The sequence below is a fragment of the Vibrio sp. VGrn 2 genome (assembly GCF_009361695.1).
Taxonomy (GTDB): domain Bacteria; phylum Pseudomonadota; class Gammaproteobacteria; order Enterobacterales; family Vibrionaceae; genus Vibrio; species Vibrio diabolicus.
In genome coordinates this window covers 116048-138551 of the sequence record NZ_RBWD01000006.1, presented here as the reverse complement: position 1 = coordinate 138551, position 22504 = coordinate 116048, and the positions used below count along the sequence as shown (strand labels likewise).

The 22504-nt window shown below is 44.9% G+C and carries 26 protein-coding genes and 1 pseudogene; 18 read left to right on the top strand and 9 right to left on the bottom strand.

Going from position 1 to position 22504, the window contains the following annotated elements; genetic code table 11:
• The first annotated feature begins 138 nt into the window (after positions 1–138).
• The 3 genes from fni (at position 139) to D8S93_RS12290 (ending at position 2292) form a co-directional block, all read left to right on the top strand.
• On the top strand, positions 139–1158 hold the full coding sequence (gene fni, locus D8S93_RS12300) for a type 2 isopentenyl-diphosphate Delta-isomerase (RefSeq protein ID WP_074189797.1): 1020 nt from the start codon (positions 139–141) through the stop codon (positions 1156–1158).
• A 191-nt stretch (positions 1159–1349) separates the two neighbouring features.
• Positions 1350–1613, top strand: coding sequence for a DUF3012 domain-containing protein (locus D8S93_RS12295; RefSeq protein ID WP_005395285.1), 264 nt, complete (start codon positions 1350–1352; stop codon positions 1611–1613).
• A 280-nt stretch (positions 1614–1893) separates the two neighbouring features.
• Complete coding sequence (locus D8S93_RS12290; RefSeq protein WP_152813441.1) at positions 1894–2292, top strand: GFA family protein; 399 nt, start codon at positions 1894–1896, stop codon at positions 2290–2292.
• Positions 2293–2388: 96 nt separating this feature from the next.
• On the opposite strand, the gene D8S93_RS12285 is transcribed toward D8S93_RS12290, so the two are convergent.
• The gene (locus tag D8S93_RS12285) at positions 2389–2739 is read right to left on the bottom strand and encodes a rhodanese-like domain-containing protein (protein ID WP_046873837.1); all 351 of its coding nucleotides are present in this window, start codon (positions 2737–2739) and stop codon (positions 2389–2391) included.
• Positions 2740–3009: 270 nt separating this feature from the next.
• Here D8S93_RS12285 and D8S93_RS12280 point away from each other — a divergent pair, with 270 nt between their 5' ends.
• From D8S93_RS12280 to D8S93_RS12255, 6 genes and pseudogenes are all read left to right on the top strand, one after another.
• Positions 3010–3300 carry a co-chaperone GroES gene (locus tag D8S93_RS12280; RefSeq protein WP_005373989.1) on the top strand — a complete coding sequence of 97 codons (291 nt, stop codon included), beginning with the start codon at positions 3010–3012 and terminating at the stop codon, positions 3298–3300.
• Positions 3301–3333: 33 nt separating this feature from the next.
• Entirely contained in the window at positions 3334–4932 is a 1599-nt protein-coding gene (gene groL / locus D8S93_RS12275; RefSeq protein ID WP_152813439.1) for a chaperonin GroEL, read from the top strand.
• 105 nt (positions 4933–5037) lie between these two features.
• A complete protein-coding gene (locus D8S93_RS12270) occupies positions 5038–5247 on the top strand; it encodes a hypothetical protein (protein ID WP_005464025.1) in 210 nt (69 codons plus the stop codon).
• 155 nt (positions 5248–5402) lie between these two features.
• Positions 5403–6374 (top strand): leukocidin family pore-forming toxin, encoded by a 972-nt coding sequence (locus D8S93_RS12265; protein WP_006741319.1) that lies wholly within the window; start codon positions 5403–5405, stop codon positions 6372–6374.
• A gap of 134 nt (positions 6375–6508) precedes the next feature.
• Positions 6509–6838 (top strand): annotated as a pseudogene (locus tag D8S93_RS12260) (LysR family transcriptional regulator); the annotation flags it as partial.
• Positions 6839–6897: 59 nt separating this feature from the next.
• The gene (locus D8S93_RS12255; RefSeq protein ID WP_152813436.1) at positions 6898–7269 is read left to right on the top strand and encodes a VOC family protein; all 372 of its coding nucleotides are present in this window, start codon (positions 6898–6900) and stop codon (positions 7267–7269) included.
• A gap of 101 nt (positions 7270–7370) precedes the next feature.
• Here D8S93_RS12255 and D8S93_RS12250 read toward each other — a convergent pair whose 3' ends face one another.
• Positions 7371–7592: a hypothetical protein gene (locus tag D8S93_RS12250; protein WP_185090669.1), complete on the bottom strand. Its 222-nt coding sequence runs from the start codon at positions 7590–7592 to the stop codon at positions 7371–7373.
• A 124-nt stretch (positions 7593–7716) separates the two neighbouring features.
• On the opposite strand from D8S93_RS12250, the gene D8S93_RS12245 reads away from it, so the two are divergent.
• Complete coding sequence (locus D8S93_RS12245) at positions 7717–8244, top strand: TetR/AcrR family transcriptional regulator (RefSeq protein ID WP_152813434.1); 528 nt, start codon at positions 7717–7719, stop codon at positions 8242–8244.
• Between the two features lie 44 nt (positions 8245–8288).
• On the opposite strand, the gene D8S93_RS12240 is transcribed toward D8S93_RS12245, so the two are convergent.
• Positions 8289–9203 (bottom strand): helix-turn-helix domain-containing protein, encoded by a 915-nt coding sequence (locus tag D8S93_RS12240; RefSeq protein ID WP_319802994.1) that lies wholly within the window; start codon positions 9201–9203, stop codon positions 8289–8291.
• Positions 9204–9248: 45 nt separating this feature from the next.
• Between D8S93_RS12240 and D8S93_RS12235 the strand changes: the two genes are divergently transcribed.
• From D8S93_RS12235 to D8S93_RS12220, 4 genes are all read left to right on the top strand, one after another.
• On the top strand, positions 9249–10661 hold the full coding sequence (locus D8S93_RS12235) for an ethanolamine ammonia-lyase subunit EutB (RefSeq protein WP_152813430.1): 1413 nt from the start codon (positions 9249–9251) through the stop codon (positions 10659–10661).
• Entirely contained in the window at positions 10654–11538 is an 885-nt protein-coding gene (eutC, locus tag D8S93_RS12230; protein ID WP_152813428.1) for an ethanolamine ammonia-lyase subunit EutC, read from the top strand. Before D8S93_RS12235 ends, eutC begins: the two co-directional genes overlap by 8 nt.
• An 11-nt stretch (positions 11539–11549) precedes the next feature.
• Positions 11550–12953, top strand: coding sequence for an ethanolamine permease (gene eat / locus D8S93_RS12225; RefSeq protein ID WP_005398344.1), 1404 nt, complete (start codon positions 11550–11552; stop codon positions 12951–12953).
• A gap of 187 nt (positions 12954–13140) precedes the next feature.
• Positions 13141–14196, top strand: coding sequence for an NAD(P)H-dependent flavin oxidoreductase (locus D8S93_RS12220; protein ID WP_152813426.1), 1056 nt, complete (start codon positions 13141–13143; stop codon positions 14194–14196).
• A gap of 62 nt (positions 14197–14258) precedes the next feature.
• Here D8S93_RS12220 and D8S93_RS12215 read toward each other — a convergent pair whose 3' ends face one another.
• The 3 genes from D8S93_RS12215 to D8S93_RS12205 form a co-directional block, all read right to left on the bottom strand.
• Positions 14259–15659 (bottom strand): fructose-specific PTS transporter subunit EIIC, encoded by a 1401-nt coding sequence (locus D8S93_RS12215; protein ID WP_152813424.1) that lies wholly within the window; start codon positions 15657–15659, stop codon positions 14259–14261.
• An 11-nt stretch (positions 15660–15670) separates the two neighbouring features.
• Complete coding sequence (locus D8S93_RS12210; protein ID WP_152813422.1) at positions 15671–16111, bottom strand: PTS sugar transporter subunit IIA; 441 nt, start codon at positions 16109–16111, stop codon at positions 15671–15673.
• 299 nt (positions 16112–16410) lie between these two features.
• Entirely contained in the window at positions 16411–16884 is a 474-nt protein-coding gene (locus D8S93_RS12205; RefSeq protein ID WP_152813420.1) for a peptide-methionine (S)-S-oxide reductase, read from the bottom strand.
• Between the two features lie 193 nt (positions 16885–17077).
• Here D8S93_RS12205 and D8S93_RS12200 point away from each other — a divergent pair, with 193 nt between their 5' ends.
• Positions 17078–17467, top strand: a complete 390-nt coding sequence (locus tag D8S93_RS12200; RefSeq protein WP_005429448.1) for a VOC family protein — start codon at positions 17078–17080, stop codon at positions 17465–17467.
• 91 nt (positions 17468–17558) lie between these two features.
• Positions 17559–18299 carry a DNA-binding transcriptional regulator YciT gene (locus tag D8S93_RS12195; RefSeq protein WP_006741337.1) on the top strand — a complete coding sequence of 247 codons (741 nt, stop codon included), beginning with the start codon at positions 17559–17561 and terminating at the stop codon, positions 18297–18299.
• A gap of 3 nt (positions 18300–18302) precedes the next feature.
• Here D8S93_RS12195 and D8S93_RS12190 read toward each other — a convergent pair whose 3' ends face one another.
• From D8S93_RS12190 to D8S93_RS12180, 3 genes are read right to left on the bottom strand one after another with little or no spacing between them, the layout of a single operon-like run.
• A complete protein-coding gene (locus D8S93_RS12190; protein ID WP_048624733.1) occupies positions 18303–18659 on the bottom strand; it encodes a VOC family protein in 357 nt (118 codons plus the stop codon).
• A gap of 29 nt (positions 18660–18688) precedes the next feature.
• Positions 18689–19342 carry an isochorismatase family protein gene (locus D8S93_RS12185; RefSeq protein WP_005392655.1) on the bottom strand — a complete coding sequence of 218 codons (654 nt, stop codon included), beginning with the start codon at positions 19340–19342 and terminating at the stop codon, positions 18689–18691.
• A 32-nt stretch (positions 19343–19374) separates the two neighbouring features.
• Positions 19375–20100 carry an NUDIX domain-containing protein gene (locus D8S93_RS12180; protein ID WP_005373953.1) on the bottom strand — a complete coding sequence of 242 codons (726 nt, stop codon included), beginning with the start codon at positions 20098–20100 and terminating at the stop codon, positions 19375–19377.
• A 299-nt stretch (positions 20101–20399) separates the two neighbouring features.
• Here D8S93_RS12180 and pncB point away from each other — a divergent pair, with 299 nt between their 5' ends.
• Together pncB and D8S93_RS12170 are read left to right on the top strand one after the other, a co-directional pair.
• Positions 20400–21710 (top strand): nicotinate phosphoribosyltransferase, encoded by a 1311-nt coding sequence (pncB, locus tag D8S93_RS12175; protein ID WP_152813416.1) that lies wholly within the window; start codon positions 20400–20402, stop codon positions 21708–21710.
• Between the two features lie 334 nt (positions 21711–22044).
• Complete coding sequence (locus D8S93_RS12170) at positions 22045–22404, top strand: hypothetical protein (protein ID WP_005373947.1); 360 nt, start codon at positions 22045–22047, stop codon at positions 22402–22404.
• Positions 22405–22504: the final 100 nt, after the last annotated feature.

The following is a 22504-nucleotide window of genomic DNA, read 5'->3' as shown; positions in this document are numbered from 1 at the left end:
TCTCTTTCTATAATGTCAGAGTAAGTCGTGATTCATTACTGGTTTCGGAAAAGTAATCTCGTGAATTCAGAAAATTCGCATTGACGTTACTGATAAGGATCGCAATACTGCGCGACTGTTTTACTTTAGGGTGACATTATGGCTCCGCAAACTAACCGAAAAGATTTACATCTAGACGCTGTTTTACATCATGACATGAGCATGAAGCATAAAACGGCGGGCTTTGAGTCTGTCGAGTTTGAACACTGCGCGCTGCCAGAATGTGACTTTCAGGCGATCGACCTTTCGACAGAGTTTCTTGGCCACCGACTGGCGCTGCCGTTTCTGATTAGCTCAATGACAGGTGGAGCAAAAGACGCAGAAGTGATCAATTGTCGTTTGGCTGAAGCTGCCAGTGAATTAGGCATTGCGATGGGCGTGGGTTCGCAGCGTATTAGCTTAGAAGAGCGCCAACACGCAGGTCTAGGCAAAACCATTCGTGATTTAGCCAAAGATGTGCCGCTTTATTCGAACCTTGGAGCCGCTCAATTGCGCGACAAAGGTAAACTTGATAATGCGCAGCGTGCGGTTGAATCCATTCAAGCGGATGCGTTGTTTGTACACGTAAACCCAATGCAGGAAGCGTTTCAGAAAAATGGCGACCATAATTGGATTGGGGTCTTACACGCTATCGAGCAGCTTAAATCTCGCGTGAATGTTCCGATCATTATCAAAGAAGTCGGTTTTGGTATAAGTGGTCACGTTGCGCAGCGATTGGTTGACGCCGGTGTGGATGCTATTGACGTAGCGGGCGCGGGTGGCACAAGTTGGAGCGCGGTTGAAGGCTATTGCCAAGATAACCCGAAAATGCAGCGTGCAGCCGAGCTTTTTCGCGATTGGGGTATCCCGACGGCAAAATGTTTGACTCAAATAAGAGCACAGCATCCTACATTACCTTTGATCGCCTCAGGTGGTGTGCATAACGGACTTGAAGCGGCGAAAGCCATACATTTGGGCGCCAATCTCGTTGGGCAAGCGGGCGCAGTCTTGAAAGCGGCTACCATAAGCACTCAAGCGGTGGTCGAGCACTTTGAGCAAATGGCGTTAGAGTTACGTTTAGCATGTTTTGGCACGGGTTCTTCTAAGATCAGTGCATTAACGCAAGCGCGCTGCTTATAGGTGTTTATGGTGTTATTTACGCAGCTTGGCTCAATAATTTTTCGGTGTCTTAACACGTAGACTGATAATTTCGTTATAGTTGATACAAAAGTCACTTCAACAAGTGACTGCTTAGTTCAACAGTTGAATGGGCATTTGTTGAAGCGATTGAGTTTTATTTTAATATTGTTTGCAACTGGAACCTTAAATTTATGAAAAAACTAGTCATGCTGATGTTGGCGGCTTCTGCTTTAACCGCTTGTAGTGATGAAGTGGGCACTGAAGGCTGGTGTAACGACATGCGCGATAAGCCAAAAACAGAATGGACAGCAGACAACGCAGTAGACTTTGCGAAGCACTGTGTTCTTCAAGATGGTGTGGGCAGCGAGCAATGGTGTGAGAACCTGAAAGATAAGCCAAAAGGTGACTGGAGTGCAAACGAAGCCACCAGCTTTACTAAGCACTGCATTTTCTAAGCACTACACTTTCTCAACACGGCGTCTCTCATTAAGAGCGATGACTGTGTTAGACAAAATATTAAGAAAACACCAAGCGTCTTGCTTGGTGTTTTTGTATCGACAATAGCTTGAGCTCTCACGTGCTGAGCACACCTATCTTTCCTCTGAGTAGAGTGTTTTACATTTTCGTTTCATTTTTGAAAACCTGTATTACCTGCCTTTAATTTTTCGCATTGCAGTGGCATGGTGTCGGTGTATTCGTCTAATTCAATTAGATTCATAACAAAAAGGGACTCAAATGGAAGTACTCAAAGGCTCATGTCTGTGTGGTAAGGTGAAATTGGAAGTGGCAGATGAATTCAAGTACATGGGAAATTGCCATTGCTCGGAATGTCGAAAATTTACTGGCTCTGACTATTCATCGGCGGGCGGTATTACTCTAGATAAGTTGCTCATTATCCAAGGAAAAGAGGATATTCAAACTTATCAGAAAAGCGAAAATACCATGTTATGTTTTTGTCGCCATTGTGGATCGAGCCTGTATTCGAAAAAGAACAATGGGATTGTCAATATTCGCCTAGGGGTCTTGGATGATGCACCATCCCACAAGCCAAATTTCCATATTTTTGTCGCGTCCAAAGCGCCGTGGCTTGAGATATCGGATAACCTGACTCAGTTTGAGGCCGGGCCCAAATAGAGTAGTAGCGGAAGAGAATTATTTAGTAACAGAGGGCGTTGCAATAAGTCTGCAACGCCCTCTGTGCTTTTATTTTTGAAATTAGAACAGAGATGATTATTTGGCGTCTTGCAGTTCTTCTAAGCCACCTGCATTGTGCAGATTCGTGAACCCTTGCGATTGCAAATATTGATACGCTTTACCAGAGCGATTACCACTGCGGCAGTACAATACGATCGCTTGATCTTTATCGACGTCTTGGAAATGTTTATCAAGCTCAGATAGAGGGAAATTGACCGCATTGTCTACATGCCCCTCAGAGAACTCTTGCGGCGTGCGTACATCGACAATCATTGCGCCTTTCTCAATCAGTTGCCACCCTTGCTCAGCACGCTCAGAAGCCGCAACGCTGAAAGAAAGCAAGCCAACGCACAATGTTGCAAGAAACAGAGATACGACCTTTTTCATTGTTTGATTATCCTTTTTAAGAGTATGTAACCACTCTAGATTTGATTGAACACATTTTCCATCATAAAGATGGTTTTAAGTGGTCGTGAATGTCAAAAATTTCGATAGAAGATTTTATTCAATTCAACAAAAAATTTTTATGAAATCCACCTCTTGAACTCCAATTTTTCGACCTTATTATTCTCATCGAAAGCGAGCAGTCGACTCGCAAATCCATCTTGATGTTTATTCTGTCTTTTATTTTTGGTTCCAAGTAGGAGGCACTTAAAAATGAAAATTCGTCCTTTAAATGACAAGCTAATTGTTGAAAGACAAGAGGTGGAAAATAAATCTGAAGGGGGAATCGTTTTAACTTCTCAGTCGGTGAAAAAATCAAACCGCGGGAAAGTCATTGCTGTTGGTTTAGGTAAACGCCTTGAAAATGGCGAACGCGCTGCGATGGAAGTCAAAGTGGGCGACCAAATCATTTTCAATGACGGTTACGGCGTGAAAACCGAGAAAATTGACGGCGCAGAATACTTGATTCTGTCCGAATCTGATGTGTTAGCAATCGTTGAGTAATTATTTTTGTAGTAGTTTTTTGAGGAGATAATTATGGCTGCAAAAGACGTATTATTTGCTAATGACGCACGTCAAAAAATGCTGAAAGGTGTGAACTTACTGGCGGACGCAGTAAAAGTGACACTAGGCCCTAAAGGCCGCAACGTTGTGCTTGATAAATCTTACGGCGCGCCAACGATCACTAAAGATGGCGTGTCTGTAGCGAAAGAAATCGAACTGAAAGACAAGTTCGAAAACATGGGCGCACAAATGGTGAAACAAGTGGCGTCCAAAGCGAATGATGAAGCGGGTGACGGTACAACGACGGCTACTGTACTGGCGCAATCTTTCATCAATGAAGGTCTTAAAGCGGTAGCCTCTGGCATGAACCCAATGGACCTAAAACGTGGTATCGACAAAGCCACTGAAGCGGCGGTTGAGAAACTACGTGAAATGTCTAAGCCATGCAGCGACAAAGAATCCATCACCCAAGTGGGTAGCATTTCTGCAAACAGCGATCGCGCGATCGGTGAAATCATTGCAGAAGCGATGGAAAAAGTGGGTCGCAATGGCGTGATTACGGTTGAAGAAGGCCAAGGTCTAGACAACGAATTGTCTGTGGTTGAAGGTATGCAATTCGACCGCGGTTACTTATCGCCATACTTCATCACTAACCAAGAAAATGGCAGCGTAGAGCTAGACAACCCTTACATCCTATTGGTGGACAAAAAAGTCAGCAGCATCCGCGAGCTATTGCCAGTGCTAGAAGAAGTGGCGAAATCTTCTCGCTCGCTATTGATCATTGCTGAAGACATCGAAGGTGAAGCGCTAGCGACATTGGTTGTGAACAACATGCGTGGCATCGTGCGTGCGACGGCGGTGAAAGCACCTGGTTTTGGTGACAACCGTAAAGCGATGATGGAAGACATTGCGGTACTAACCGCAGGTACGGTCATCTCTGAAGAAATCGGCCTAGAGCTTGAAAAAGCAACGCTAGAGCAACTAGGTAGTGCGAAGAAAGTGACCATCACCAAAGACACAACAACCATCGTGGGTGGCGCAGCAGAAGCAAGCGCGATTGCTGATCGTGTGGCTTCGATTGAAAAACAAATCGAAACAACCACCTCTCAATACGATAAAGACAAGCTTCAACAACGTGTTGCGAAGCTTTCTGGCGGCGTAGCGGTGATCAAGATCGGCGCTGCAACCGAAGTTGAGATGAAAGAGAAGAAAGACCGCGTGGACGATGCGCTACACGCTACTCGCGCAGCGGTTGAAGAAGGTATTGTCGCTGGTGGTGGTGTTGCCCTAACTAAGATCGCGAAAGAATTGGCGGATCTAAAAGGCGACAACGATGACCAAAACGTGGGTATCCGAGTTGCGCTACGTGCTATGGAAGAGCCTCTCCGTCAAATCGCAACTAACGCAGGTGACGAAGCTTCAGTCGTAGCGAATGCTGTCAAAGCGGGTGATGCCGATTACGGTTACAACGCTGCATCAGGTGAATACGGCAGCATGATCGAAATGGGTATCTTGGACCCTGCGAAAGTAACACGCTCAGCGCTTCAATTCGCAGCGTCTGTTGCTGGCTTGATGATCACCACTGAAGCGATGATCACCAACCACGTTGAAGACAAAGAACTTGATATCTAACGTTACCAATCGTTAGTGATTAAGTAAGTGTTAAAACAACAATAACATTGCAAAACCTAAGCGGGCTCGCTTGAGCCCGCGAATCAGTCATTTGAGGTAAGTGTTATGACCCGTTTGCCTGCGTTTTCTTTCTCAATATCTGAGCCGGGCGGTAATGAAGCTTCGTCAACGTGGCCGACTGCTATTCACTTCCCCCTCGTTCCAGCTGGGCCAGAGTTTTCGATCGAAAATGCTCTGCCTAAACGTCCGACAGTGACGATATTCACTATCGATCTGTCTCAGTTACTTAAAGGGGACGCTCGGGTCATTCATTAACTGCATCGAAACAGCCAGCGTAAGTTGGCTGTTTTTTTTTCATTTCTGGGTGTAGGTCAAACTATTGATAATGTGAATCGTTTTCGTCACGTTGATGCAGTGTATTCAATATGTTAGCTTGATTTGGGACTGTTCCCAAGTAAGGTAATAAAATAATGAATAAGAAAATACTGCTTCCCTTAATGTTAGGGATTTCCGCTACTGCCGCTGCTTCTGATAACAAGGTTGTAGAAAGTGTCTTGATTGATGACATCGCGCTAGAAGGTTACGTGAAAAAAAGCTATGAGGTCGTGATGCAAAGCGAGCCTGAGCTTTTCCCGTACGCGTTTCGTGGTAGCCGTGTGCAAATGAAGTTACTGGTTGAGTTATTCCATAATTCAAAGAACGACAAAAAAGCGGCTCGCGTGATCACTCTAGGGAATGGTTATGTACCAGGTAATCCGGGTGTAAAACACACTTACGATGCTGCGATTGTGGACCGTTTTACTCAAAACTACCCAGTCGCGTTCGACTACAGTATCTATCAAGCTGGTGGCACGCCGGTATTTAGTGAGGATTACTCACCGCAAAACGAAGCTAATGATGTTTCAGTATCGACAACCACGGTTGCACCGTCTATCGGCTTAACGGCGACTGCAACACCGGGCTCGGCACCAAGTTTTTCTGGCTCGTTGACGACCGATCTCGGTGTGGCTTATACGTCTCGTTACTCGAGTAAGGATTACGTCACCGCAGCCAAACCAAAGGCTTCCATGGAACGCGGTATGGGCGTTAAGTGGACCACCTCTCTTAGCCAGATTTACACCAACGACTACCAGTACTACGGTAAATGGGCGGGTGTTTACCACTACACAGGTTGTTCAAACGAAAACCTATTACCAGAAGAGAACTTGCCGCGTTTGATCTACGGTTTCAAACCGAAATTCCAGTATGTGTTCACTCCAGAATTTGAGCGCGGAGAAGAGCCAAAAACGGAGATGATCGCACGAGCTGGCATGAAAGAAGTTGAAGAAGGTTTCTCTCGCAATGCGTGTAACTGGTACGATCAAGGTACAACGAGCCACTACACTGAGGCACAAATTCGCTTCACGATTGATTGGGATACGCTAACCGTTATCACTCAATAAACGTTTCACTTATCAGACCGAAGGTTTGTGGATTGTCATGCGGCTCTAGTAGCCGCATTTTTTATGGTCGAAATCTGATCGCAGCGCATTAAGTCTTTAAGCCCAGCATCGCGCCGAAAATGACCAATCCCGACCCACATGCTTGGGCGGATTGGCAGCAATCAACACGTTGTAAAACCTTCAACGGCAACACTCAGCAATCATTTGCGCATTTTTATTTTTGCATACAAGCCTCGGTGGATGGCTTAGGCGCGGCGATGGGATCGTATCCTTTTGTTATGGACGATATTAAGCGCGATAATTTGGTCGCGCCATTTGGTTTTGTGCTATCAGGTTGCAATTATGTTTTATTGAGCCAAGATAAAAAGCGTACAGAACTCGAACATAAATTAATCACGTGGTTACAAACGCAAATGGTAGAGTGTGTACCACTACCATCGCAGCAAAATACGCAAGGCGAATAGAAGGCGTAGAGCGTGATTACGTTAGTCAGTTTGATGGAAAAGGGCTTAGGAAATTGGAAATGGAAAACCTCAATATTGTTGAAATCAAATCATTTGTTCCGGCGAAAGATTACGCGCTATCAAAACGCTTTTATGAGGCGATTGGCTTTGAAATGGCATCAGACTTCGGTGAAGTGGCGTACTTCTCTCAAGGCAGCTGCGCGTTTCTTTTACAGAATTTTTATGAGCCAGAACACGGCAACAGCTTCATGATGCACTTGCTCGTAGAAGACGCAGAAAGCTGGCATCAGCACTTATCCAAAGTGGGCCATGAGGAATTTGGCTCGCGCTTGACTGAGCTGGTCGAGCAACCTTGGGGCATGCGCGAATGTTGTTTGTTTGACCCTAGTGGCGTTTTATGGCGAATCGGTCAGAACATGAATACTGACTAACGCCAGTCCTCTTTTCAGAACATCTATATCGCGCAGGTATTGATATCTCGATACCTGCGCGTTTTGTTTTTTGCTTAACCTTGCCAACGTTTCTCGCGCACTCACGCCTTTTTCGAGGTGGTGTGCGATGGACTGAACCCAAAAAGCTCCTCAAGCAGCATGGCTTTGAGTTCCGCCCGGACTTCTGTCCCTCCGATTAACGCCAAAAGTGCGAGTCCACCTGGGATGAGAATCACCATCAATATTGGTCTTAAAATATAAGAAAAGCAGAATATGGTCGGCAAGAAAATCAATCCTTGGCCTAGTTTGTTTAATACGTACATGAGCGATTCCTTTTGTTTTTATATAAAATTGAGCGTGCTCATTTTTTATAATTGAGCGCGCTCAATTTGTCAATATCAGTCGCTCAAGGTATGATCCTTTCAGGCTCATTAAGCAGATACATCAATGACGAAGCGACAACAAACCAGAGATAAAATCCTAAAAGCCGCGTGGGCATCTTTTGCTCAAAATGGCTATGACATGACGACCACAAGGCAGATTGCGAGAGAAGCAGGAGTCGCCGACGGTACGGTGTTCAGCCACTTCCCGACTAAACTGTCGATTTTGCGCGAAGGGATGCTGGCGCAACTGCAACAGATCAGCCAAGAAACGCTAGTCAGTGTGGAAGGCAAAACCGATATCGACATCGGTTTGGCGCTGACTGAGAAATACTATCGCTACTATTTTGCGAACGTCGAGCTGAGCCGAGCCTTGTTGAAAGAGGTGATTTGGGATTTGGATTATTATCAGTCGTTTAACCAAGCTTTGTTTCAATCTGCGAGCGTAAGTTCTGTTCTTGAAGACAAAATGCCGTTGATTTTTGACTGCTACTTCATGACGCTAATCGCACATTTGAGCCGAGCAGAACCGGATGTTGAAGCGGCACTTGAAGAGCTTCATGCTAAGTTTCAGCAAATCATTGCGACTACATAAAATGGCCCCAACGCAGAATCTGAAAGAATATACTGCCTGTCATTTTATTTGCTGGACTCCCATTTTCTCGTTTCAGTTGGCGTCTCACCAAATAGCCGCTTGTAGCTTTGGCTGAACTGCCCGAGATGAAAAAAACCAAAGTCAAAAGCGATTTCTGCAATTGTTCGATTATCTTCAGGGCTTTGTAGCACTCTACGTACTTGATTCAGCCGCATTCGGTGTATGAATTGCTTTGGCGAAGTATTACAGCAATGTTCAAAGGTGTACTGCAGTGTGCGGCGACTGACGTGCACAGCGTCACACAGTTCACTGACGGTGATCGGAGTTCTGTAATCTAAGTCGTGTAGCTGTTGCTTTATGCGGCGCATCACATGCTGACGATGAGAGATTGATATCGGGTGGCTTGCGCTTGGTGAACTGATTGAGAACAGTTCGAGTACGATGTCTTTTAAAACCACCTGATGTGTGCTGTCAGACCATCGCGATTCAGTGGGACCGAGTAAAGTACCCAAGTAGAATTTAAGTTGTTGAATGTGCTTTTCTGTTAGTCCCGCTAAGTGCGGTGTGTTGCAGCCGATACCGTCTAACTCGAGCTGTTTTTCTATGATTTGAACCAGTTTTCTGTCGAGTACTATCCCATAGATAGAAAACTGTTCAGGTGTCATTAACTCAAAATCTGCACCACCTTGTCTAAGCAAAAGCTGGCTTGCATTAAACTGACTGTGATTTAGGTGTAGCGGCTTATTTTCCGCACTCAAGCCCAACCAAATTCCTCCCTCTTCAACCCTGCATTGCTGTCTTAGTGAGCGGTTACTGTCTTCACGAAATACATGGAAATTGGGAAATCGTCGTTCTCGAATTTGACCTAAAAATCGACCATCGCTGAGTTGGTCATATTCCTGTTGCCAGTTTTTGATAACGCTACGGAACACATTTGGCAATACTTTCTTAAAGCTTATTGATAGTTCAGCAAAAAGCGAACCAAATAGTGAAGAGGAAGAGCAATGACGGCAACTTATCGTCGGCAACAAGGAAGTAAAGTCTATACCTTTAAGTCATTAGCTGACTTGATGGCGAAAGCGACACCGGAGCGATCAGGCGATGCGTTAGCTGGGGTTTGTGCTCAGTCAGCGGCAGAACGTGTAGTCGCACAAATGGCGCTGTCTGAGTTACCACTTAAAACGTTTCTTAACGAGGCGGTTATTCCATACGAAAGCGACGATATCACTCGCCTAATTATCGATACGCATGACCTTGAAGCCTTTAAACCGATTGAGCACTTGACGGTCGGAGATTTTCGAAATTGGCTGCTGAGTGAAGAAGCCGATGGTGAAACGTTGGCTAAAATTCGTCAAGGTTTAACACCAGAAATGGTGGCCGCAGTCAGTAAGATTATGCGCAACCAGGATTTGATTCTCGTTGCTAAAAAATGCCAAGTTGTCACGGCTTTTCGGAATACGATTGGTTTGCCGAGTCGCCTGTCTACTCGCTTACAGCCGAATCACCCCACTGATTCTCTCAACGGTATCGCAGCGACCATTTTTGATGGTCTGATGTACGGAAATGGCGATGCGGTTATCGGTATCAATCCGGCAACAGATAATGTACCTCAAGCTATTAAGTTAATGAACTTAATGGATGAGGTGATTCAACACTATCAAATACCGACTCAGTCTTGTGTGTTAACTCATGTCACGAACACGATCGAAGCCATTGAAATGGGTGCACCAGTCGATCTCGTTTTTCAGTCGATAGGCGGCACGCAAGGGACGAATGATACCTTCGGAATCGACTTGTCGATTTTGAAAGAGGCCCATGAAGCCGCGTTGTCTTTGAATCGAGGTAGTGTAGGAAACAATCTGATGTATTTTGAAACCGGACAAGGTACAGCGCTGTCTGCTAATGCATTTCATGGGGTCGATCAGCAGACTTGTGAAGCCCGCGCTTATGCTGTCGCGAAACAGTTCGATCCTTTGTTGGTTAATACTGTCGTTGGGTTTATTGGCCCTGAGTATCTGTTTGATGGCAAACAGATCATTCGTGCTGGGCTTGAAGATCATTTCTGTGGGAAGTTGCTTGGTTTACCTATGGGTTGCGATATCTGTTACACCAATCATGCCTATGCCGATCAGAATGACATGGATAACTTGCTGACACTATTAGGTGTGGCAGAGTGCTCGTTCATCATGGGTATTCCAGGGTCTGATGACATCATGCTCAACTATCAAACTACCTCATTTCACGATGCCCTTTACGCAAGAAAAGTACTCGGTTTGAAGCCAGCACCAGAGTTTGAACAATGGTTAATGGAGATGCAGATTTTCGAGAGCGTGCAAGACGTTCGGTTAAGTGAGCAAATCTCTCGCTCGTTTTCGGGAGCAATTAATCAACTGAATAAGGGGTATTCTCATGGGTAAAGTGATCACCATTGCTCAGTCCACACAAGACGAGTCTGAAGTTGTCACACACAACCCTTGGAGCAAGTTACGCGACTTCACCTCTGCTCGGATCGCTCTGGGTCGCAGCGGGAACAGTGTACCAACCAACGAGTTACTCTCATTTCAGCTGGATCATGCCCAAGCTATGGATGCAGTGCATTGCAGTTTGAATATTGAGTCTCTCGTTGCTGGTTTATCTGACTCTTACTCGATTCTTGAAAACACCTTAGAACCTCCTGTGGTAGTGAGCAGTCAAGTGAGTGATCGGCTTATGTACCTGCAAAGGCCCGATTTAGGACGGCAGCTCGATGAATCTTCTTGGCAAACGCTAAACTCGATAGCAAATGAGCATAACACTGACATTGATCTTGCGATTGTTATTGCTGATGGACTTTCTTCCGTCGCAATTCAAAACCATGCCGTGCCTGTTGTTACTCGATTGATTTCTCTTTTAAGCGCTGATGATGAACATCAATGGAAATTCGCACCTATCACAATCGTAAAGCAAGGAAGAGTAGCGGTAGGGGATGATGTTGGTGAATGTTTTAACACTAAGGCCGTGCTGGTTTTAATTGGAGAGAGGCCAGGTTTAACTTCTCCGGATAGCATGGGTATGTATCTCACTTGGGGGGCTAAACGAGGCTCTAAAGATTCCCAAAGAAACTGCATTTCCAATGTGCGCCCTCAGGGGCTCAATTATGACGATGCCTGTGAACGCGCATTTTACTTGCTCAAGGAGGCTCGAAAATTACAACTGTCAGGAGTGAACCTGAAAGATCGCTCCGATATCAATGAGCCAAGTGGCGCAAGCATTGAAGATAAACACAGCGACAACTTTTTAATTTCATCAAAGTAGAAGGATTTACTATGTCTAAACATCAGGAGTACTTGGCCAAAAGGCAGCTAAAAAGAGGCACCGCAGGTTGGATTTTACTTGCTGGCTTAGGTGTCTCGTATGTTATATCAGGTGACTTTGCCGGTTGGAACTTTGGCATCGCTCAAGCAGGATGGGGAGGCTTTCTTATTGCTGCTATCGCGATGGCAGTAATGTATTTCACGCTAGTATTGTCTTTAGCTGAAATGTCTGCGGCTATTCCTGCTGCGGGTGGTGGTTACAGCTTCGCAAGACAGGCGATGGGGCCGACAGGTGGCTTTTTCACGGGCTTATCAGTTTTGATTGAATATGCGCTCGCACCTGCTGCGATAGTAATTTTTATTGGCTCAGCAGTGAATGAATTGGTTGGTATCGATGGCCCTGTTGTTTACGCACTTTTCTACGCCGTCTTTATCGCTATTCATATGGCAGGTGTTGGCGAAGCTCTCAAAGTAATGATGGTCATCAGCGGTTTGGCTGTGCTAGCTATTCTAATCACTGCTGCTGTGCTTATTGGTCACTTTGATGTTAATAACTTATTCGATATTGCTCCGGCGACGGCTCAGGCAACAGAAATCTTGCCGTTTGGGTGGTATGGCGTGTGGGCGGCGTTGCCATTTGCAATGTGGTTGTTTCTTGCGGTTGAAGGTGTACCTTTAGCGGCAGAGGAAGCAAAAAATCCAGCAAAAGATGTTCCAAAAGGCATCATTGGTGCGATGTTGTTTTTATTACTAACCGCAACTCTAGTAGTCGTTCTTTTGGCTGGTGCGGTTGGTTCAAAGGTCATAGGCGATAGCGCGGTGCCATTAGTTGACGCGCTGAAGCTTACAGGCAATTCAACGATAGCAATGGCCGTGAACTTACTTGGATTGGCTGGTCTTATCGCTTCTTTCTTCTCTATCATTTATGGTTACAGTCGCTTGGTGTTTGCGCTTTCCCGCGCGGGTTATTTGCCGCAAACTTTGTCATTAACCAGTGACAAAAAAGTGCCTTCTCGTGCGCTTTTGGTTCCGGGCGTTTTTGGGTTCTTGGTTTCTCTTACGGGGGAGGGGGACTTAATCTTGGCGATGGCTGTTGTCGGTGCGACTGTATCGTACGCATTAATGTCCTTGAGCCATATTTTATTGCGAATTAAACAGCCGGAGTTAGCTCGCCCATATAAAACGCCTGGCGGGATAATTACTTCGAGTATTTCTCTGGTGCTTTCTTTGATCGCAATGACAGGTGTTTATGCTTTTGATCCCTCAGCCTTTTTCATGACAATGGGATTGTTTCTTATCGGTGGTGTTTATTATGGGTTGTACAGCCGCAACAAATTGGTTGCAGCAACCGCCGAGGAAGAGTTTGCCATGCTTTCTGTTGCAGAATTAGAGCTTGAATCAGATGTAGCACGATAGCCATTTCAATTCTTGTTCGCCACTATATCAAGGGAGCCATAGGCTCCCTTTGTCATTTCTATCAAAAGTGCATAGCGCACAAATGCATCACTTTAACTTTATAAGTGGTTAATCATGTGAAAGTCTAGTCTGGATAACTATGGCGCAGAGCCATCACAGGTAAAGGTTAAGTTTTCAAGGAAAGATCATGATAAACAAGGTATTTAATACACTTTTGGGAACAGAGTTACCGATTATTCAAGCGCCAATGGCCGGCGTGCAAGACAGCCAAATGACCATAGCTGTCAGTAATGTTGGCGGGCTTGGCTCGTTACCTTGTGGAATGCTGAACAAAGACGCCATCGTAAAAGAACTTCAACTTATCAAACAGGCAACCAACCGACCGTTCAACCTCAACTTCTTTTGCCATGAAATGCCGGAATATGACGCCAACAAGCACGAAGAGTGGCAAAAAACGCTGCAACCGTATTTTGCTGAAGTTGGTGCAACCGTACAGGCTCAGCCAAACGCTCCGACAAGGATGCCTTTCAATCATGATATTGCTGACGCGATTGAACCATTTACACCGCCAGTGATCAGTTTCCACTTTGGTTTGCCTGCCGATGACTTGTTAGCGCGAATTAGAGGTTGGGGAGGGAAGATCCTTTCGACAGCGACCACAGTGGATGAAGCACTGTGGCTGGAAGCAAAAGGCGTTGACGGCATTATCGTTCAAGGCTTGGAGGCTGGTGGACACCGAGGCATGTTTTTATCAGATGATTTATCCACTCAATTAGGCTTGATGGCGTTGTTACCGCAAATCGTCAAGCGTGTGAATTTACCTGTTATTGCAGCAGGAGGAATCGCCGATAAAAGCGGTGTTGCAGCCGCGCTAAAGTTAGGAGCAAGTGCCGTGCAGGTTGGCAGCGCCTATTTGTTGTGTGATGAGGCAAAAACATCGTCTTTACATCGATATGCGATTGCCAGTGAGCGTGCGCAGCATACGGCGGTGACTAATATTTTTTCGGGCAGGCCAGCACGAGGCATTGTGAATCGCGCGATGTCGGAGCTAGGTTACATCTGTGAGTCTGCACCGAAATTCCCATATGCATCCATTGAAATGACTCAGTTAAGAGCGCTTATGGAGAAGCAAAACCGAGATGAATTTACGCCGTTGTGGTGCGGACAAAACTCGTTGGGTTGCAAAGAAGTTTCGGCGGCAGAAATGACACTGTCATTAGTGGAAGGGATTGATTTGAATTGACTTATTCTATAATAAATAGAGCCCTTTGGGGGAAAGGGCTCTTAGGGGGAGGAGCTTAAGGTTTAAGCTTTCACAAGAGTCGCTGCATTACGCATCGCTTCTTTCGTTGAACACTCAACAACGTTTGCTTTTGCAAAGCGGTGAGCGTCTTTTACTTGGATATCGTGAGCTAGAATAACCAGCTTCGCGTTTGCTACATCTAGGTCTGTGATGCGGTTCTGGATACCGTTTTGACCTTGAGTTTCTACTTTGATTTTCAGACCCGCTGCCGCACCTGCTTTCTCTAGTGCTTTCGCTGCCATGAATGTGTGTGCTACGCCAGATGGGCAACATGTTACTGCTACGATGTCGTACTCGCCTTCGCCTGCTGCTGGAGCCGCTTGAGCTTGTGCAGGTGCTGCTTCTACGATTTCGTCTTCTGCTTCTTCTTCAGCAACTGGTTTCCAGAAGCCAACGATAACTGCTGTTGTTAGTGAGCCTAGTGCGATACCCACAACGTACATTGGGATGTTGCTTGATACAGGAGCTGTGATTAGACCGCCCCATGGTGCGTGTAGCAGTACGTCTGTTAGGAAGCCGAACACACAGCCAACGATACCACCAGCAACGATTGAAGGAAGAACGCGTACAGGGTCGTTTGCTGCGAATGGGATAGCACCTTCAGAGATACCGATAGAACCCATGATTGCTGCTGCTTTACCTGCTTCTTGCTCTTGCTTAGTGAACTTCTTCTTGAATAGGAATGTTGCTAGTGCCATACCTAGAGGAGGCGTACAGATTGCGATACCAACACCACCCATTAGCCATGGTTGAGTATCAACTTGAGTTTGAGCGAATAGCGTTGCTACTTTGTTGATTGGACCGCCCATATCGAATGCAGTCATACCACCAAGAATCGTACCCAGAACCACTTTAGAAGCGCCAGCCATAGAAGCTAGGAATTCGTTCATAGAAGCCATGAAGATCTTGATTGGCTCACCGATACCCCATAGAACGATACCTGCAGAGATAAGCGTACCAACAAGCGGGTAGATAAAGTAAGCGCCCAACGCAGTCATGTTAGCAGAAAGAGGGATCTTCTTAAGTTGCAGAACTACACCACCAGCGATAAAACCAGCGACGATACAACCTAGGAATCCGCCGCCCATGTCAGCCATGATGCCAGAAGAGATCATCGCTGGCGCTAGTGCTGGTTTGTCTGCAATTGAGTAACCGATGAAGCCACCAAGAATAATTGGGAACAACACCAGACCTTTAATACCGATATTAGAAATATCAGCCAATAACCCGTCTGCAGGAACCGCACCTTTACCGGATGCCATTACCGCCAGAGCCAGTAGTACACCACCCGCAACGATAAATGGAAGCATGTGAGAAGTACCGAATAAAAGGTGACCTTTCATGGTACTTAGGAGTTTTTTGAAATCGCTATTATTGCTAGCTTGAGCTGTGATTGTACTCATAATTTCACGCCTTATGAATTAATTAAAATATTTAGTATTTGGTTTTCGTCTTTTGCGTTATGAATATCTTCAATAAACTCTTCGCTAAATTTTCCGAATAATTCTTGAAGAACATAAATATGGTGGTCGGTACCGTTATCAGGTGAAGCAATCATGAAGAATACGGTTGGTTTGACTCCCTCTTCGTCGCCATACTCGATGCCTTCGTGCTTTACGCCAACGGCGATTGCAGGCTCTGTAACCGCTTTGCTTTTTGCGTGTGGGTAAGCGATGCCGTCCATTGAAGTCACGCTTAATACTTCACGTGCTTCGATGTCGGTTAAAAAAGCCTCTTTGCTGCTGATTCGATTATTTTCGAATAGCATTTGTGCTAGCTCTTCAAAAACTTCTTTTTTATTATTTGCTTGAAGGTTGCTTTTAATTAAATTGACGTTTGTTAGTTCTGTAATCATTTTGTGACTCATTGGTGCTGAAGTAATGAGTCAAATTTAATTAATGAAGTGGTTTTCGGAAATAGTAAAAAAAAACCAATAACTATACTTTTGTATCACTCAATCTTAAGTGTGATAGCCGTCATTAATAATGCGGAATATTATAAAATTTATTATGTGATTTATATTCCAGTTATTTTGAAATAAATAACTAGACATGAAAATGAACTGGAGGAGGATCAATAGCCCTGGTTAGGATGCAAAAAGAGGCGTTGCGCCTCTTAGTTTGAGATAATAGAAACAGCGATAAAAGCTGGCCATTAATTTTTATATTTATGCAGCAAATCTAACGGGATATGGCAGTAGTCGTTTGGAAATCGCGTGAGTCGGTCTTGGTGCTCATCATCACTTGGCACGTAGTTTGTGAGTGGCAGTACTTCTACGGCGATTTTATCGGCATCCGGTCTTGCTGCGATAAACGCTTTAGCAATCGTTAGGTGTTGCTCGTTTTGGCTATAAACACCTGTACGGTACTTTTCACCTACGTCTTCACCTTGCTTGTTAACGCTGTACGGGTCGATGATCTCAAACAGATACCCCATTAAAGTTTCAACCGAAACTTGTTCGGGGTCGAATTGGGTTTTCACGCATTCTGCGTAACCATCGTATTCGGATTGAGTGCTATCCGTTGAGCCATTTGCTCGTCCTGCTTCGGTGCTGATTACGCCCGGAAGGTGGCGCATAAATTCTTGCACGCCCCAAAGGCAGCCGCCTGCGAAGTAAATCTCTTCCATCATTTTATCCTTTAAAACTTTGCGCCATTATGGACATCACTTTCGCTCAAACACAACTCCAACCATAGATTTAATGACTCATCGATGAGCAGTTCGGACATAAAACAGGAACAACTCGGTGGTGATTTGCTCTCTTTTTTGTGCTGCTTTTCCTCGTTAGATTGAGCGCAGTTAAGAGCTAAGGGGAATCCTAATGAAAATTGAACATATCGCGATTTGGACAGAACGTTTGGAAGAGTTAAAAGCCTTCTATGAGAAATATTTTAACGCGGTGTCTAACGATAAATACCACAATCCAACTAAGCAGTTTTCATCTTACTTTCTTTCGTTTGAAAGTGGAGCACGATTGGAGTTAATGTCGATGGAAGGTGTGACCGCTTGTGAAAAATCTCATGCGATGCAGGTAACAGGATTAGCACACTTTGCCTTCGCTTTAGGATCAGAGCAGGCAGTGGATCAATTAACCAAAACCTTAGTAGATGATGGCTACCAATGGATCGACGGTCCGAGACAAACGGGTGATGGTTACTACGAAAGCTGCGTATTAGATCCAGATGGCAACCGTCTTGAGCTTACGGTGTAACGCGACTTAGCTTATTTCTATCGTTCACAGGCTGCTTTCATATGAAAGTATTCGGGCGTATACTGCAAGCTCATTAATAAGGAGCGAGCCTGTGAACCCAAGACAAAATGAAATCCTGCAATTAGTGAATGATCGTAAACGCGTTCAAGTTACGGAGCTTTCTGACATTATAGGCGTGTCGGGCGTGACCATCAGGCAGGATTTGAATTTTCTGGAGCAACAGGGCTATCTAAAGCGCGTACACGGCGCAGCTACCGCATTGCAAAGTGATGATATTGATACCCGATTAGAAGTCCGTTTCGATATTAAACAATCACTTGCAAATAAAGCGGCGGACTTGGTCGCGCCAAGTGAGACAGTGCTGATTGAAGGTGGGAGTGCAAACGCATTACTGGCTCGCACTTTAGCTGAACGCGGCGATGTGACCATCATTACCCCATCGGCGTACATCGCCCATCTCATCCGTAACACTTCTGCCAACATCATCTTGCTTGGTGGTGTGTATCAGCATCAAGGCGAGAGCCTCGTTGGCCCGCTCACCAAACTCTGTATTGAGAACATTCACTTCAGCACGGCTTTCTTGGGTATCGACGGATTTCACCAAGACACTGGTTTTACTAGCCGGGACATGATGCGTGCCGACATCGCAGAGGCCATTCTGGCAAAGAATAGACGTAACATCGTACTGACGGACTCCAGTAAATTTGGACAGATTTATCCTTCTTCAATTGGCAATACCAACGAAATATCGGTGTTGTTAACCGACAAAGCCGCTCCGAAAAGCGACCTTGAGCAAATCAAAAAACTAGGTGTGGAAGTGGTGTTGGGGTAAGTACTAATGGCTCTCCGACCATACTGCGAATTCATTTCCACTTGGTTCGGTGAAGTGGAATCGACAGCCGCCGGGAAATTCGAAAATAGGGCGGATAATTTTTCCACCATGCTGCTCAACTTTTATCTGCGTGGCCTGAATATCTGAGCTATAAAACACTAAAAGTGCGCCACCATTTGCGGTTTGGTTTACAAACTCAGATTTGAAGAATCCGCCATCTAACCCTTGTCCTGAAAATGCAGAGTATTCAGGACCATAATCGATAAAGGTCCAGTCAAAGGTACGCTCAAAAAATTGTTTTGTAGCGTTAATATTGGTGGAACCAAATTCAACGTAATTCAATTTTTCATGTTGATGCATAGTGAAATCCTTCTCGGTTACTATCGTCTCTAGGCGAATTTTTCTACGATGATGTCATCCGCTTTTTCGACAAATAATGCGCCTTGATCCTTGAGCTCTGTAAGCACATTTTCAACATTATCAGGCAGTACTGCGCGAGTTGAAGCAAGGTTGACCACCACATTGTAGCCAAGATCCAGTGCTTGCATGACGGATTTCTTCACACAAAAATCTAGCGCGAGACCACCGATCACTAGGGTATCAATCCCGTTGAATTTTAGAAATTCATGTGCGCCTGTCGTTTTAGTATCGGCAATGTCATGGAAGAAAATACCGTAAGGATGCGCATCAGGATCCATGCCTTTATTAACTTGAAAATCATAGTCCAAAACAGGTGGTAAACCGTCTAAAAGTTCTGAACCTGTTGTGCCAAGCACACAATGGCGGTTCCATTTTATATCCACATTGGGTAGACCGACGGGTTCAAGCATGTTGGCTGGTGTTTCTGCATCCCATTTTGCTTTCGGTGGGTGCAAGTCACGGCTCACCAGTTTTAATCGGCCTTTGGCATGATTACTCAGAAGCTCCGGTACGATTTCCAACGCACCTGCAACGGGTAGTTCATTTGGACATAACTCACTAAAGCCTTTCTCTGGGTCAACGTCGATCACCGCCGTGGTTTGATAGTTTACTCGAACAGTCATGGCAGACTCCTTGTCTGTCTTATTGCCTGCGTTTATCCACGCAAACAGTTTTGAAAAAAGGTTACTTCGTCGCTAGTCAGCGTATACACCATTGCGGGTTTTCCACCTTTGCCTTTGTTGGTAGAAGCGACTTTATTGGTGGGTTTTAGTACGCCTGAATCTATCAAGCGGCGCTTAATCGTCATTCGGCTAATATCAATACCAAACTCTTGATAAGCAGAAATGATGTCGGCAACCAAAAACTCTTTGTCTAATGCAAACAAAAGAACCGATGTGTATTCAATGGATGCACGAAGCTTCTGCCACGCTTTTTCAATGGTTTTTTGATGGTCAAACGCGAGAGTTTCTTCTCCATTGAGTATAGCTTGTAGCGAAAACCATTTAAGTTGGCACTCTGGTACACCTGCATTGTTGATTTGCTCTACATTGTTACGATCGACTAAGGCGTAGTGCGTAATGTTTAAGCTCCAGTCTTCTGGATCACGCTTTGGATCACCGTCGATAAACGCTTCGCTAAAATGACGAGGGTAGGTATGGATTTTCTCGCGGCAAATTCGGCGACGCGCCGCCTCAAAGTTTTCATCTGCCGGGCGTCCTCCTTCACTGGTTAAGTCTTTATCAAAGACAAATCCGCCCGGTAGTGCCCAGACTCCATGGTATGGCCGATTTGGATTTGAACGTTTAATCAACAACACTTCCAGTCCTTTATCGGCACAGCCAGATAGCCTGAATGGAATAATGTCGACAGATACGATCATGGTTGGGTCCTAATATTGATTTGTAAGTAATCTAGCGCATAACAAGTGGTCAATCAATGGGTAAGTAACGAGTTGTGCGAAACGTTTTTGGTAGTGCTTCATAGTACGCCTTGAGTATAAATCTACGAATGAATCTGACTTATTCACAATCTGTGTGCGAATTCTAGACAGAAAAACCTTATAAAAATGAGTGGTTAGTAACAAAAGTTGACAAACTATAGATGGGTGTTTATTGTTTACGCAAATTAGTTAGTAACAAAAAGTTATATACCCAGGAAGGGCGTGTAGAAGGGCACCTAATGACCACCAAACTATTTTCTTCCCGCATCATTCAAAGCGCTTTGGATTTTGATGTCTACAAAGTCAATATGATGAGCGCAGTAACAGCGCTTTACCCTGATGCGATGGTGTCATACAAATTTATTGTGCGTAGCGAGGAAGATCTCTCTGAACTGCTACCAGAGGTAAAAGCAGAAGTTCTTAAACTACAAGACATTCAATTTACGCAAGAAGAAATCGAATACATCAAGCGTGTCGCGCCTTACCTAAATCCTGACTTTGTTGATGCACTGCGCCATTTCCGTTTCAACCCACAAAGCGATGTCTCTTTCCACAATAAAGCCATGGCCGATGGCTCAAGCCAGTTACGCATTACTATCAATGGTTTGTGGCGAGATACTATTTTGTACGAAACGATCATCATGAGCATCGTGTCTGAAGTTCGTAGCCGTCAGCGTTGGTCAGATATCCCTGTAGCGCAATTTACCACCGTTTTAGAAGAAAAAGTTCGGTACCTAAAATCCGAACTAAAACGTCGTAACATCACTAACTTTAAGTTTTCTGATATGTCGACGCGTCGACGTTTTTCCTTTCAAGCTCAGCGCACCATGCTGGAGTATTTGTGCCAGGAAGTGCCGGAATGTTTGACAGGAACAAGCAACTACCACTTAGCAAAAGAACTGAATTTGACGCCTATCGGTACCGTTGCTCATGAATGGTTTATGGGCCATCAAGCTCTGGTGAATGTGCGAGATTCGCAAAAAGTGGCTTTGCAACGTTGGCAAAAAATGTTTAACGGTGCACTAGGTATTGCACTGACCGACACGATTGGTATTGATGCCTTCCTTAAAGACTTTGATGAAGAGCTAAGTAACGCGTATTTCGGTGTACGTCACGATAGTGGTTGCCCTTATAACTGGGGTGAGAAAATGATTGCACACTATCAGTCGCTTAACATAGACCCATTAACAAAAACACTGGTGTTTACCGACGGACTTAACTTCGAACAAGCGTTAGATATTTGCGAGTACTTCCAAGGACGTATTCAGGTGAGTTTTGGTATCGGTACTTTTCTTGCGAACGATATGGGTGATTATGTCAATAAAGCGGGTGAAGCCTACCAGCCACTTTCTATCGTGATCAAAATGGTCACGTGCAATGGTTCACCAGTCGCAAAAATCAGTGACGAACCTGAGAAAGCCATGTGTGAAGATATCTTCTTTTTGATGAACCTCAAGCGCCGCTTCGAGCAACCTCTTGATTTAAATGAGTGTCGTAAACTGATTGATCGTCTAGAAACTGAAGGTCAAAACTATCTCATCGACGCGTAGGCGTTATCCCTCCTTCTTGATAAGCACCCTCTATCGTTACGACAAATTTATATAGACAAACGTAGAGGGTGATTTCGTTATAGTAATACGCAGAAGTAACCAGATACAGCGTAGGAAAGCACTCGAAAATAAGGTTGTTTTTTTGATGTGCTATGTGCCTATGATTGGTGTAAATCGATACGTTACAGCATCGTGGAAGGTGTATTTTCATCAGACACTAAACTCAGTCTAATCACGTAGTTTATTCCCACGTACCATGAGGTCACTCGGGTATAGACGTCTATCTGCTTTTATGACTTTGGGCTTCGCGTAATTGCTTGAATCAGGAGTCAAAATGAACCTAGTAGTACATTTGCAAAAGAAAGCGATTCGAAAATATGGCTATGAGATGGCCACTCGTCAAGCATGGAAATGTGGCATCAAGGCAAACCTTGTTAAGCGCGTGATCGGCCTTTTTAAAGGACAAATTGTTTGTGTGGTTGAAGGTTGTCGCGCAGAGTTTTCTTCTCCTCTTAATAACCCCCTTCATGAAGATGACAAGCAAGGGCGATATGTGTTTGTTGGCGGTGTATGCTGGGAACCAAACAACATTATTGCTCCTGGTTTTCCTGACTTTATGTTTATGCACGTGCGTAACCTGAGTCACCGTCATAAGTATTTAACCGACGACGAACTGTTTTTAAGCTTGGCTTAAAAATAAGCCTCATAGGTTAATCAAGCCTAATCATAATCAGTAATGATACGGTTTTAGCTCAGTTGACATTCTGTTGAGTGTTTCTTGACGTACCTTTTAT

Excerpts from the sequence above, each read along its gene's own strand:
- fni (WP_074189797.1), top strand. The coding sequence starts at position 139 with ATGGCTCCGCAAACTAACCGAAAAGATTTACATCTAGACGCTGTTTTA.
- D8S93_RS12295 (WP_005395285.1), top strand. The coding sequence starts at position 1,350 with ATGAAAAAACTAGTCATGCTGATGTTGGCGGCTTCTGCTTTAACCGCT.
- D8S93_RS12290 (WP_152813441.1), top strand. The coding sequence starts at position 1,894 with ATGGAAGTACTCAAAGGCTCATGTCTGTGTGGTAAGGTGAAATTGGAA.
- D8S93_RS12285 (WP_046873837.1), bottom strand. The coding sequence starts at position 2,739 with ATGAAAAAGGTCGTATCTCTGTTTCTTGCAACATTGTGCGTTGGCTTG.
- D8S93_RS12280 (WP_005373989.1), top strand. The coding sequence starts at position 3,010 with ATGAAAATTCGTCCTTTAAATGACAAGCTAATTGTTGAAAGACAAGAG.
- groL (WP_152813439.1), top strand. The coding sequence starts at position 3,334 with ATGGCTGCAAAAGACGTATTATTTGCTAATGACGCACGTCAAAAAATG.
- D8S93_RS12270 (WP_005464025.1), top strand. The coding sequence starts at position 5,038 with ATGACCCGTTTGCCTGCGTTTTCTTTCTCAATATCTGAGCCGGGCGGT.
- D8S93_RS12265 (WP_006741319.1), top strand. The coding sequence starts at position 5,403 with ATGAATAAGAAAATACTGCTTCCCTTAATGTTAGGGATTTCCGCTACT.
- D8S93_RS12255 (WP_152813436.1), top strand. The coding sequence starts at position 6,898 with ATGGAAAACCTCAATATTGTTGAAATCAAATCATTTGTTCCGGCGAAA.
- D8S93_RS12250 (WP_185090669.1), bottom strand. The coding sequence starts at position 7,592 with ATGTACGTATTAAACAAACTAGGCCAAGGATTGATTTTCTTGCCGACC.
- D8S93_RS12245 (WP_152813434.1), top strand. The coding sequence starts at position 7,717 with ATGACGAAGCGACAACAAACCAGAGATAAAATCCTAAAAGCCGCGTGG.
- D8S93_RS12235 (WP_152813430.1), top strand. The coding sequence starts at position 9,249 with ATGACGGCAACTTATCGTCGGCAACAAGGAAGTAAAGTCTATACCTTT.
- eutC (WP_152813428.1), top strand. The coding sequence starts at position 10,654 with ATGGGTAAAGTGATCACCATTGCTCAGTCCACACAAGACGAGTCTGAA.
- eat (WP_005398344.1), top strand. The coding sequence starts at position 11,550 with ATGTCTAAACATCAGGAGTACTTGGCCAAAAGGCAGCTAAAAAGAGGC.
- D8S93_RS12220 (WP_152813426.1), top strand. The coding sequence starts at position 13,141 with ATGATAAACAAGGTATTTAATACACTTTTGGGAACAGAGTTACCGATT.
- D8S93_RS12215 (WP_152813424.1), bottom strand. The coding sequence starts at position 15,659 with ATGAGTACAATCACAGCTCAAGCTAGCAATAATAGCGATTTCAAAAAA.
- D8S93_RS12210 (WP_152813422.1), bottom strand. The coding sequence starts at position 16,111 with ATGATTACAGAACTAACAAACGTCAATTTAATTAAAAGCAACCTTCAA.
- D8S93_RS12205 (WP_152813420.1), bottom strand. The coding sequence starts at position 16,884 with ATGGAAGAGATTTACTTCGCAGGCGGCTGCCTTTGGGGCGTGCAAGAA.
- D8S93_RS12200 (WP_005429448.1), top strand. The coding sequence starts at position 17,078 with ATGAAAATTGAACATATCGCGATTTGGACAGAACGTTTGGAAGAGTTA.
- D8S93_RS12190 (WP_048624733.1), bottom strand. The coding sequence starts at position 18,659 with ATGCATCAACATGAAAAATTGAATTACGTTGAATTTGGTTCCACCAAT.
- D8S93_RS12185 (WP_005392655.1), bottom strand. The coding sequence starts at position 19,342 with ATGACTGTTCGAGTAAACTATCAAACCACGGCGGTGATCGACGTTGAC.
- D8S93_RS12180 (WP_005373953.1), bottom strand. The coding sequence starts at position 20,100 with ATGATCGTATCTGTCGACATTATTCCATTCAGGCTATCTGGCTGTGCC.
- pncB (WP_152813416.1), top strand. The coding sequence starts at position 20,400 with ATGACCACCAAACTATTTTCTTCCCGCATCATTCAAAGCGCTTTGGAT.
- D8S93_RS12170 (WP_005373947.1), top strand. The coding sequence starts at position 22,045 with ATGAACCTAGTAGTACATTTGCAAAAGAAAGCGATTCGAAAATATGGC.